General features: G+C 45.4%; 9 protein-coding genes. 8 read left to right on the top strand and 1 reads right to left on the bottom strand.

The features are described from left to right. Positions 1-158 precede the first annotated feature (158 nt). Positions 159-1538 carry a hypothetical protein gene (locus HCJ66_RS01500; protein WP_187131567.1) on the bottom strand — a complete coding sequence of 460 codons (1380 nt, stop codon included), beginning with the start codon at positions 1536-1538 and terminating at the stop codon, positions 159-161. Between the two features lie 211 nt (positions 1539-1749). Between HCJ66_RS01500 and coaBC the strand changes: the two genes are divergently transcribed. Genes coaBC through rpe form a run of 8 tightly spaced genes read left to right on the top strand, consistent with a single transcriptional unit; the run spans position 1750 to position 11971 of the window. Continuing rightward, positions 1750-2952, top strand: coding sequence for a bifunctional phosphopantothenoylcysteine decarboxylase/phosphopantothenate--cysteine ligase CoaBC (gene coaBC, locus HCJ66_RS01495; protein ID WP_187131770.1), 1203 nt, complete (start codon positions 1750-1752; stop codon positions 2950-2952). Position 2953: 1 nt separating this feature from the next. Further along, entirely contained in the window at positions 2954-5356 is a 2403-nt protein-coding gene (gene priA, locus HCJ66_RS01490) for a primosomal protein N' (protein ID WP_187131566.1), read from the top strand. Between the two features lie 13 nt (positions 5357-5369). Next, a complete protein-coding gene (fmt, locus tag HCJ66_RS01485; protein ID WP_187131565.1) occupies positions 5370-6314 on the top strand; it encodes a methionyl-tRNA formyltransferase in 945 nt (314 codons plus the stop codon). Further along, positions 6311-7648 (top strand): 16S rRNA (cytosine(967)-C(5))-methyltransferase RsmB, encoded by a 1338-nt coding sequence (rsmB, locus tag HCJ66_RS01480; RefSeq protein ID WP_187131564.1) that lies wholly within the window; start codon positions 6311-6313, stop codon positions 7646-7648. The genes fmt and rsmB overlap by 4 nt, the downstream gene beginning before the upstream one ends. 60 nt (positions 7649-7708) lie before the next feature. Then, positions 7709-8467: a Stp1/IreP family PP2C-type Ser/Thr phosphatase gene (locus tag HCJ66_RS01475; protein WP_187131563.1), complete on the top strand. Its 759-nt coding sequence runs from the start codon at positions 7709-7711 to the stop codon at positions 8465-8467. Then, entirely contained in the window at positions 8464-10422 is a 1959-nt protein-coding gene (pknB, locus tag HCJ66_RS01470; RefSeq protein ID WP_187131562.1) for a Stk1 family PASTA domain-containing Ser/Thr kinase, read from the top strand. Before HCJ66_RS01475 ends, pknB begins: the two co-directional genes overlap by 4 nt. A 3-nt stretch (positions 10423-10425) precedes the next feature. Next, the gene (gene rsgA / locus HCJ66_RS01465; protein ID WP_187131561.1) at positions 10426-11313 is read left to right on the top strand and encodes a ribosome small subunit-dependent GTPase A; all 888 of its coding nucleotides are present in this window, start codon (positions 10426-10428) and stop codon (positions 11311-11313) included. A gap of 1 nt (position 11314) precedes the next feature. Continuing rightward, positions 11315-11971: a ribulose-phosphate 3-epimerase gene (rpe, locus tag HCJ66_RS01460; RefSeq protein ID WP_187131560.1), complete on the top strand. Its 657-nt coding sequence runs from the start codon at positions 11315-11317 to the stop codon at positions 11969-11971. The last annotated feature ends 447 nt before the right edge of the window (positions 11972-12418 follow it).

Raw genomic sequence — 12418 nt, 5'->3', positions numbered from 1 at the left:
CAGGAGTCACGTTTTCTTCAAAGGAAAGGTTTGTGGCATCCTGCTTTTCTATATACAGAAGAGAGATAAAACTAATAGAGTAATAATTGATTTCTAAAACAGCACCTCTGTGGGAATACTTTCGCTTTGTTTAAGGGTAAGGAAGTATATAAACGATGTTAATAGGATTTATAACTCAGGTTGTCTAAAAATTGTTTATACCATACTGGGGGTAAATTATAAAATTCTAAATAGGAATATGCGTCTTTAAAATTTCCCCACCTATGCCATCCTTTGTTTATCGTCGATTTAATATTCTCTATAGCTTTTCCTTTTATTTCAATATCTTCAGAGTCAGAAAAAATTATAGATATATTGAATATGTCGCTAGCATTATCTTCATTTAAATTTGTTGATATAAAGTATTCCTTAAGCCCCATTTCAAGTGTTTTGATTGGGATTTTTTTGGCGTTTTTTACATAATGGTTAAAAATAGTCACCCAAGTTATGTTATATTCATTACCTTGGAAGAGTGCTTCCTTGCTTATCGAATGCTTAAAGGAATGGGGATTAACTAAAAATGAAACTAGTGTATTGAGTGGAGGAAGCAAGTTTTGTTTTTCCGTATGCCATTCGTTATCCCATCTGTTAATACCTGCATAAGCAGAGATCATTTTTGCAGATAGTATGTACAAAAAATTAATATTTTGGTAGGAGTCTTTTGACAGATTGAAAAATGGAGATAGTGGCCATATAAATTTTTCTTGGTAGGTAATTCTACCGTGAGCAATAGCATTTCTGATTTTTATCATACTGTCAATAAAGAAAGCTACATTATCATCAAGCATATCATTTTTTTTGAGAAAATCTTTAATTTTAACTGATAGAGTTAAATGATTGCCAATAAGTAGATTTTTGAAGGTTTTCAGATTTTCAGTTATTTTGTCCTTTTTTTGATCATTGGTGAGGTAGTAATTTTCATAGTAGGTAGAGAGAAATAACTGGATATCTTTGTCTAACTTAGATTTAAGCTCAGGACTATTTTTTTCGCCAAATATCTCAAAAATATGAAAAAAACCTAATGTAGCTTCATCAAAATATAAGTTAGCATCAGTACTTTCTTCTAATAAGTACACAGATTTGCGCCATCTATCTAATAAAGAAATCATGAGTTGTGGTTCTTCTTCAACTTTGATCAAGATTTTTTTTAAATCACTCGTATGATGCAAACCATCAATTATTAGGTGAGTATTTTTCTTTTTATATTTAATGGGATTAATTGAGGTGGCACTACTAATATTCTCATATACAGTAATAGCTATGCCTGAGAAAAAAGAGAGAATACCTTGTATAGATAAAATATCGCTGCGTGAGTACCTTGTTTGCTCGTGTATTCCACTATGGTCATTTAAACAAGATTTATTTATTATGGTTATGTTGTTCTCCCCCCTATCTGAAGTTTTTGGAGAAGTAAAAACTACGGAGTTTTTATATTCGAAATATACATCTAGATCCCCCGCATAGCTGATTTGATAAGATGAATAAACTATCTTAGACATGTTATATTTTCCTTTCTCTTTACAAAAATTCTAAGCTTAGATTCAATAATAACATATAATCTGTTATTTACTTTCTTTAAGAGGCTAGGGCGCATATTATTATGATAAACTTGATTCCTAGCTTTTTCTTCACCTTTCTAACCTCAAGCACTGTTTTTTCCCGCGTTAAAACGGTATAATTGACTGGAAGGTGAAAGAGGTGACCTAGATGTTGGATGGAAAAAATATCTTACTCGCGGTTTCTGGTGGAATCGCTGTTTATAAAGCTGTGGCGCTTACGAGTAAATTGACGCAGGCGGGCGCGAATGTGAAGGTGATGATGACGAAAAGTGCGCAGGAGTTTGTGCCAACGCTTTCGTTTCAGGTGTTATCGCGGAATGATGTGTATACGGATACGTTTGACGAGAAGGATTCTGGTGTGGTGGCGCATATTAATCTCGCGGACTGGGCGGATCTTGTGATTGTGGCGCCGGCGACGGCGAACGTGATTGGGAAGATGGCGAACGGGATTGCGGATGATATGGTGACGACGACGCTGCTTGCGACAGAGGCACCGGTTTGGGTAGCGCCAGCGATGAATGTACACATGATTGCGCATCCGGCTGTGGTGCGAAATATTAATCAGCTTTACGCGGACGGTGTTCGTTTTATTGAGCCGAGCGAGGGTTATTTGGCATGCGGGTATGTTGGGCGCGGCCGTTTGGAGGAGCCAGAGCGGATTGTTGGGCATTTGACGAACTTTTTTGCGGAGAAGAATACGGCGCTTGCTGGACGGAAGGTCGTGGTGACGGCTGGGGCGACGATGGAGAAATTGGACCCGGTGCGTTATTTTACGAATCATTCGACGGGCAAGATGGGCTTTGCGGTCGCGGAGACGGCGGCGAGATATGGCGCGGAAGTGGTGCTGGTGACGTCGGCGACAAAACTCGCGGTGCCGCATGGTGTTCAGGCGGTTTATATTGAGACGGCGCAGGAGATGTACACGGAAGTGATGAAGCATCAGGATTCGGCGGACGTTTTTGTGATGAGCGCGGCGGTTGCGGATTACACGCCAAAAGTGATTCACGAGCACAAAATTAAGAAGCAGCCGGGCGATTACGCGATCGAGATGGTGCGCACGAAGGATATATTGGCAGAAATTGGTCAGAATAAGTTGGCGAGTCAGGTCGTGATTGGCTTTGCCGCGGAGACGCAAAATGTGAAGGAGAACGCGCTGAAAAAACTGCATGCGAAAAATGCGGATTTGATTGTAGCGAATAATGTGGCGCAAATTGGTGCTGGTTTTGGCGTGGATACGAATCAGGTGACTTTTTATGGACAGGAAGATGCGGAGAAGGTTTTTCCGATGTTGTCTAAGCAAGAGGTAGCGCGCGAAATTATCGAACAGGCTGCGCGTTTGTTGGAGGAAAAATAAGATGGCAAAAGTGGCTCAAGTGATTGTGGATGTGCCGGCGATGCAGGTGGATCGGCCATTTGATTATCTGATTCCGGAGGCTTGGCAGGAGATTGTTCGGCCTGGGATGCGGGTTTCGGTGCCATTTGGGAATCGGGCGTTGCAGGGCTTTGTTGTTGGAACGTCGGACACGAGCGAATTCGCCAAGTTGAAAGAGATTCGGGAAATGATGGATTTGGCGCCGGTTTTGAATGCGGAGCTTTTGGAGCTGGGGGATTGGATTTCTGAGGAGACGCTGGCTTACCGGATTACGGCGTATCAGGCGATGCTACCGGCGGCTTTGCGCGCGAAATATGAGAAGTACTTTGTGTTGTTGGATACGGAAAATGATGAGGCGGAGCGGCTTTTTGAAGGGTATGAGACGATGGATTGGAAACGGGCGGAACAGCTCGGAGTCTTGCCAACGCTTCAAAAGTGGATGAAGGATGGTCTCGTTGAATTGGTGTATCAGGTTAAGAATAAGGTGACGAAAAAAACGATGCGTGTCGTGAAACCGCGCGCGACTGTACAGCAGTTAGAGGATGCGATTGCGGGGCTTTCGAAAGGTGCCAAAGCGCAGATCAAGATTTTGCAGTTTTTCCAGGTGTTTGATGGGGAGTTTATTTCCGTGAAGGCGCTTCGGGAAACCGTTCAGACGACGGATGTGACGATTCAGAAGGTGGCGGCGCTTGGCTTGATTGAAATAGTGGATCAGCATGTGTCGCGGGATCCGTATGAGCATCATGATTTCCAAGCGAGTACGCCGTTACCGTTATTGCCAGATCAGCAGGCGGCGCGGGATGCGATTGTGGCTTCGGCTGAGGCTGGCGTTCAGGAGACGTTCTTGTTGCACGGCGTGACTGGGAGCGGGAAAACCGAGATTTATTTGCAGTCGATTGAGGCGGTGCTTGTGGCTGGAAAAGAGGCGATTGTGCTCGTTCCGGAGATTGCGCTGACGCCGCAAATGGTGGAGCGTTTTAAACGTCGCTTCGGGAAATTGGTCGCGGTGCTTCATAGTGCGCTTTCGGCGGGTGAGAAATACGATGAATGGCGCAAAATTGAGCAGGGGAAAGCCAAGGTTGTTGTTGGGGCGCGTTCTGCGGTTTTTGCACCATTTTTGAAGCTCGGAATTATTATTATTGATGAGGAACATGAAACGAGCTATAAGCAGGAGGATAATCCGCGGTATCATGCGCGGGACGTGGCGATTGAGCGGGCGAAGCGGTATGGTTGCCCGGTGGTGCTTGGTAGTGCGACGCCGTCTTTGGAGTCGTTTGCGCGGGCTGGGAAAAAGCGGTATACGCTGCTTGAGTTGCCAACGCGTGTGAACGATACGGCGCTTCCAGAGGTTGAAGTGGTCGACATGAGTGAGGAATTGCGCAACGAGAACCGGACGGAATTTTCGCAAGTGTTGTTGGAAAAAATCAAGGATCGGCTGGCGAAAAAGGAGCAGATTGTGTTGCTGCTGAACCGACGCGGGTATTCGTCGTTTGTGATGTGTCGGGATTGTGGGTATGTTGTGGAATGCCCGAATTGTAGCATTTCGCTGACGTATCATCAGGCGCATAATCAGATGAAATGCCATTATTGCGGGTACCAAGAAGGTGTGCCGAACCATTGTCCGAGTTGCGAAAGTGAGCAGATTCGGTACTTTGGAACGGGGACGCAGAAGGTGCAGGAGAGTTTGGCAAAATTGATTCCGGAGGCGCGTGTGATTCGGATGGATGTGGATACGACGTCGAAAAAGGGCTCGCATGAGAAGTTGCTGAACCAGTTTCGGGATAAGGAAGCGGATGTGCTCTTAGGGACGCAGATGATTGCGAAGGGTCTGGATTTTCCGGATATTACGCTTGTCGGGGTGCTGAATGCGGACACGATGCTGAACTTGCCGGATTTTCGGGCGTCGGAGAAAACATTCCAGTTGTTGACGCAAGTGAGTGGTCGCGCGGGACGGCATGAGTTGACGGGTGAGGTTATTGTGCAGAGTTATAACCCGGAACATTATAGTATTCAGTTTGCGAAGACGCATGATTATATTGGTTTTTACAACCACGAGATGCGCGTTCGAAAAATTGGCTCGTATCCGCCGTTTTACTATTTGACGCTGATTAATGTGAGCGACGAGGATGAAATGAAGGCGGTGCGGACGATTCAGGAGATTACGCAATTTTTGCAAGGGAAGTTGGGTCCGGATGCGATTATTCTGGGGCCGGTGCCGAGTTCGATTGCGCGGATTAAGAATAAATATCGCTATCAATGTATTATTAAATATAAAGTGGAGCCGGAACTGAAGGCTGAACTGAAAAATATTTTACTGCACTATCAAAAAGAGCAAGTTAAAGGACTGACGATCACGATGGACGTGCAGCCGTTTGTGATGATGTAAAGGAGAAATGAGAATGACGAAAATAATTTTTATGGGGACGCCGGCTTTTTCGGTGCCTGTTTTAGAGCAAGTCGCGGATAAATATGAGGTGATTGCGGTCGTGACGCAGCCGGATCGTGCGGTGGGGCGTAAGCGTGTGTTGACGCCGCCACCAGTGAAGGAGGCCGCGGTTGCGCGTGGGATTCCTGTTTACCAGCCGGAGAAGTTGCGCAGTTCGCCTGAATTGGATGAATTGATTGGACTCGGCGCGGATTTGATTGTGACGGCGGCATATGGACAGATTTTACCGAATGCGTTGTTGGAGTCGCCGAAACATGGTTGTATCAACGTGCATGCGTCGCTGTTGCCGGAGTATCGTGGCGGGGCGCCGGTGCATTATGCGATTCTGGATGGGAAAACGGAGACGGGCGTGACGATTATGTACATGGTCGAGAAGTTGGACGCTGGCGATATGTTGTCGCGCCGCAGTATTCCGATTACGGACGCGGATAATGTCGGGACGATGTTCGAGAAGCTGAGCGCGGTTGGTGCGTCGCTGTTGATGGATACACTGCCAGATTTGCTCGCTGGAAAATTGACGCCGGAGCCGCAGGACGCGAGTCTTGTGACGTTTGCGCCGAACATTAAGCGGGAGCAGGAAAAAATCGACTGGACGCGTGATGGTCGTGCGATTTTCAACCAGATTCGTGGGTTGTCGCCGTGGCCAGTCGCGTACACGACGCTTGCAGGGAATCCTTTTAAAATTTGGCAGGCGCGCATTGAAGAGACGGATAAACAAGCGTTGGCGGGACAAATTGTCTGGACGACAAAACACGATTTTGCGATTGCGACAGGTGACAAAACGGTCATCGTGCCGGAAATCGTGCAACCAGCAGGTAAGCAAAAAATGGCTGTTGCTGACTATATGGCGGGGGCCGGGCAACATCTAAATCTAGAAACAAGGTTCGGTGACATATGAAAAAACCAGAAACAGTCCGCGAAATAGCGTTGGACTTAATCGAGAAAATCGAAAATAACCAGTCGTTTAGTCATTTACTAATCAACGACGCGCTTAAAAATAGTGATTTAAATCAAATGGACCGTGGGCTTCTAACCGAGCTCGTTTACGGTACGACGCAACGACGCATCACGCTCGATTTTTACTTAGCGCCATTTTTGCGACAAGCTCCTGAAAATTGGGTTTTGAATTTGTTGCGGTTATCAGTGTATCAATTAGAGTTTCTCGATAAAGTTCCGGAGCATGCGATTTTACATGAGGCGGGCGAAATTGCGCGTGAACGTGGGCATGATGGCGTGACGAAATTCGTGAATGGTGTGTTGCGGAATGTGATTCGTAAAGGTGTGCCAAAAATCGAGGATATTAGCAACGAAACGGAGCAAATCGCCGTGGAATCTAGTTTGCCGACATGGCTCGTGAAGCGTTGGATCGCACAATTCGGTGCTGAGAAAACGCGCGAAATCGGGTTGTCCTTTTTAGAGGCGCCGTCGCAGAGTATTCGTGTTAATGAAAATAAAGTGACGGTTGCGGAACTACAAGCCGAGCTTTCCGCGCAAGGTATTGAAACGGAGCAAAACGCTTATATTCCAGAAGCTCTCATGATGGAACGCGGCTCGATTGCCGAAACGCAAGCTTACCATAACGGTCGCTGTACGATTCAAGATGAGAGTTCGATGCTTGTCGCGCATGCTTTGCAACTCGAAGATGGTTTACGTGTGCTCGATGCATGTTCGGCGCCAGGTGGGAAAACGACGCATATCGCTGAAAAAATGCATAACACGGGTGAAATTGTCGCGCTTGATATCCATCCGCATAAAACGAAACTTGTGAATAAAGCGGCGAAACGTCTTGATTTGACGAATATCACAACGGAAGTATTGGATGCCAGAAAAGCGAGTGAACTTTTTGCACCGGGAAGCTTTGATCGTGTTTTGGTGGATGCTCCATGTTCTGGATTTGGCGTTTTGCGTCGTAAACCGGACATTAAGTATAGTAAAACAGAGTCAGATATCGAGAATTTAGCGCGGATTCAGCAAGCAATTTTAGCTGAGGTTGGCGCATTGCTCAAAGAAAATGGTATATTAATATATAGTACGTGTACGATTGACCAAACGGAAAACCGCGGTGTTGTGGAGAACTTCCTCAGAAATCATCCGGAATTCCAATTAGAACAAGTACACGTCCCTGAAAAAATGATTCCTTACGTACAAGGAGATTACCTCGAATTAGTGCCGACAGATATCGGAAGTGACGGTTTCTTCATCGCCGCATTCCGCAAAGTAACCAACAAATAAGCAATGGGAAGACCGTTTTTAACGTTTGAAATTTTCCCGGCAATGTGAGGTGTAAGTAATATGCATGCAGAATTTAGAACAGATCGAGGCAGAATCAGAAATCATAATGAAGATAACGGCGGCATTTTCGAAAATCAACTCGGAAATCCGTTAGTCATCGTTGCAGATGGAATGGGTGGTCACAGAGCTGGCGATGTTGCTAGTGAAATGGCTGTTCGTTTGCTTAGCGAGAAGTGGCGAGATGTGGCGGATATGAAGTCTGCTGCGGAGATTGATTCATGGTTCCGCGAGGCTATTCAAGCTGTGAACGAGCAAATTTTGGCGCATGCGAAACAAGACCCAACACTTCAAGGTATGGGAACAACACTTGTTGCCGCCGTTTTTGCCAATAGTCAAATCATCGTGGCAAACGTTGGCGATAGTCGCGGCTACATTATGAAAAATGGCGTACTAGAACAGCTCACAGAAGATCATTCGCTCGTCAATGAGCTACTTCGTAAAGGGGAAATTACGAAAGAAGACGCGGAAAACCATCCACGCAAAAATATCTTGTTACGCGCGCTAGGGATCGAAGGAAATGTGGATACGGATGTCTTTATTTTACCATTTCAATCGAAGGACCAGTTGCTGCTTTGTTCGGATGGTTTATCCAATATGTTGACCAAACAGGAAATGGAAGCGATATTAACTAGTAAACGAACGCTCGCAGAAAAAGCGGACATTTTTATAACGAAAGCGAATGCCAATGGGGGAGAAGACAACATCACGGTGTTGCTTTTGGAACGGAATCTAGGGAAGAAAGGTAGGGATGTATCATGATGATCGGCAAGCGAATTAATGACCGTTACAAAGTTGTCAGCGCAATCGGTGGCGGCGGAATGGCCAATGTTTTTCTTGCACATGACATGATTCTTGATCGTAATGTGGCCGTGAAAGTGTTGCGTATTGATTTAGCAGATGAAAGTAACTTGATACGCCGTTTTCAACGAGAAGCACAATCAGCGACAAGCTTGGTGCATCCAAACATTGTTAGCATTTACGATGTAGGAGAGGAGAACGATCTTCACTACATCGTAATGGAATACGTAGAAGGAATGGATTTAAAGCAGTACATTCATGAAAACCATCCAATTCCATTCGAAAAAGCTGTGGATATCATGCTCCAAATCGTTTCAGCTGTTGCGGTAGCCCACAGTGCACATATCGTCCATCGTGATTTGAAGCCACAAAATATTTTAATCGACCATGACGGCGTTGTGAAAATTACCGATTTCGGTATCGCGATGGCACTCTCTGAAACTTCGATTACGCAGACCAATTCGCTACTTGGCTCGGTGCATTATTTGTCACCAGAACAAGCTCGTGGCGGGATGGCAACGCAAAAATCCGACATTTACTCGCTCGGAATAGTGCTCTACGAACTGCTCGTTGGAAAAGTTCCGCATGATGGTGAATCGCCGGTTTCGATTGCAATCAAGCATTTACAAGCCAGTATCCCATCGATTCGTGATGAGAACGAAGCAGTTCCACAGAGCTTGGAAAATATCGTGATTCGCGCGACTGCCAAAGATCCATTTTTACGCTATCAAACTGCGGAAGAGATGAAAGCCGATTTAAAAACAGCGCTCGATCCAGAGCGGCGCAATGAGCCGAAATACGTATTCCCGATGGATGATGGCGAAACGAAAACGATTCCCATTATTGCAACGAAAAGCGCGATGCAAAACCTCGATAATACGGTGGTTAGCGCCGCAGAAAAGCCGGAAGAACCTACTGAACCACCGAAAAAGAAGAAAAACAACAAAAAGAAAATCTGGATTATATCCGCGGTTGTTCTTTTATTCGCGATTATCATTGTTGCGCTCTGGCTCATGGGCCGTCCACCAGCTACGGTGAAAATTCCAAACGTGGCGAATGATACGAAAGAAACCGCCGTGCAAAAACTGCAAGACGCGGGCTTTGTCGTTGGAGAAACGTTTGAGAAGAACAGCGATAAAGTGGAGGAAGATAAAATCATCGAAACCGACCCTGAAATCGGAACAGGCGAAGAAAAAGGCTCGACGGTCAATCTATATATGAGTATTGGTGCGAAGAAAATTACAGTAGAAGATTATACCGGTAAGACATATGACACAGTGAAACAAGTGCTAGATCAGCAAGGCTATAAAAAAGTCAGCTACACCGAAGAATATAGCGATTCCGTTGATTCTGGCGTGATTATTTCGCAAGACCCATCATCGGGAAGCGAAATCGTTGCCGCAGATACAGAATTTTCATTTGTAGTGAGTAAAGGCGCGCAGCCGTTGACGTTAAAAGACTTATCTGGATTTAACCAAGTCGGCTTAGACGACTATGCGAGCTCCAACAATATTACCATTTCTGTTGGCAGTGAAGAATATTCCGATACGGTCGGCGCTGGCCAAGTCATCTCACAAAAACCAGAAGCAGGAGCCTCATTAAATAAAGGCGACAAAGTGACAGTTGTAATGAGTAAAGGCCCGAAAGAAAAAGAAGTGAAGACGGTCAAGCGGACAATTACGATCAAGTATGAGCCGGAAGATCCAGCTGCAAATCCGCTCGTACCACAGCATATTCAAATCTATATCCAAGACAAGAACAACAGTATGACGACAGCTTACAAAGAAATGGATATCACGAAAGATACAACCGAGACGCTATCTTTTGAAATTGAAGAAGGCACACAAGGCGGGTATAAAGTCGTTCGCGATAATACCGTCATTTTAGAGGAAACCATTGATTATCCAAATTCATAAGAAATGAAGGTGACTTTTCTGGAAGGACAAATTATGAAGGCGTTAAGCGGTTTTTATTACGTTTATTGCGAGGGCAAAACCTATCAATGTCGCGCGCGTGGTAATTTTAGAAAGCGTGGATTGACACCACTCGTCGGCGATCATGTCGTTTTTCAAGCAGATAATTTAAAAGAAGGCTACGTGCTAGAGCTACTTCCTCGGAAAAATGCGCTAGTACGTCCACCAATCGCGAATGTAGATTTAGCCCTGCTCGTTTTTTCAGCCGTAGAGCCGGATTTCTCAGCTAATTTAGCAGACCGATTCCTCGTAGCGATTGAGTTGGAAGATGTGGAACCCGTTATTTGTATCAGCAAAATGGACTTGGCTGATGAAGCGCGAAAAGCGGAGATCGCCCAGTACCAAGCGATCTATGAAGAAGCGGGGTATCAGGTGTTGTTAACGAATACGGACATCGATAAAAAAGCGGTTCTTGACGTTATTGCTGGGAAAATCGCTGTGATAGCAGGCCAATCCGGTGTTGGGAAATCGACGTTACTGAACGCGCTCAATCCGAATTTAGATATTGAGACAGGTGTCATTTCCTTCGTATTAGGGCGCGGAAAACATACGACACGTCATGTGGAACTGATGACAATCGGTGACGGTTTCATTGCCGATACACCAGGTTTTAGCTCGATTGAAATGGACGACTTAACGACTGAAAATCTCCAATTTTGCTTTCCAGAAATAGACCGACGTCGTGGCGAATGTAAGTTCCGCGGTTGCGTTCATGAAAATGAGCCGAAATGCGCTGTGAAAACGGCTGTCGAGAACGGCGAAATTGCAGCTTTCCGGTACAAACATTACATTCAAATTTTAACCGAAGTCAAAAACAAAAAAGAGAGGTATTAACATGGGAAAAATAGCTCCATCGATACTTAGTGCAGACTTTGCCAATTTAGCAGCAGATATTAAGGAAGTGGAAGGATATGGCGCAGACTACATTCACGTCGATGTGATGGACGGACATTTCGTGCCTAACATTACATTTGGGCCGAGCGTTGTCAAAGCGATTCGCCCAGTTACGAAGCTACCACTAGACGTGCATTTGATGATTGAAAACCCAGATTTATATATTCCAGAATTCGCGAAAGCCGGCGCCGACTACATTTCCGTACATGTAGAGGCCTGCACGCATTTACACCGAACATTGCAGTTAATCCGTTCCTTTGACGTGAAAGCAGGCGTGGTTTTAAATCCAGCAACACCGATTGAAATGATCAAACACGTGTTGGAAGAAGTCGATTTGATCCTATTTATGACGGTGAACCCAGGATTTGGCGGACAGAGTTTTATTAAAGAAGTGCTACCAAAAATTACAGCCGCGAAACAAATGATTGAAGAAAAAGGCCTGAACATCGAGATTGAAGTAGACGGCGGCGTGGATGATAAAACCGCCCCACTATGCGTCGCAGCCGGCGCCGATGTCTTTGTTGCCGGATCTTATATTTACGGGAACAAGGATAGGGAGAAAGCTGTGGATAAATTGAGAGAGATTGTGGGGGAATAGTGAAAAGCTGAAACGGCCCGTTCAGCTCCGAAAAAAACTGGAGCGGCCGCAGTAAAAAGCCGATCTTGCTTTTTATGGAGGGCGTGAAGTTTTCGAGGAGTTGGCCGTTGAAGCTAGATCTGGAAGCGATGATACGTCAAAAACCGGAGCGTTCCCGCACACAGGATTGCTGAACTATGAATAACCACCAAATTATTATCAGTCCACCACGTCAGCTCCAGTTTCCGAAGTTCTAGCCAAAAGGAAGGCAGTCTCATTGCATTCCACTGCATATTGAGGTTCTAAAAAAGCAAACGACGCTTTTCAAGAACCACAACAAAGCTAGATCTGGAAACGACGATACGTCAAAAACCGGAGCGTTCCCGCACATAGGATTGCTGAACTATGAATAACCACCAAATTATTATCAGTCCACCACGTCAGCTCCAGTTTCCGAAGTTCTAGCCA

The organism is Paenilisteria portnoyi (assembly GCF_014322795.1).
GTDB classification, from domain to species: Bacteria; Bacillota; Bacilli; order Lactobacillales; family Listeriaceae; genus Listeria_A; species Listeria_A portnoyi.
Note: the sequence above shows the minus strand (reverse complement) of the source record. Positions and strands in the feature narration are given on the sequence as shown.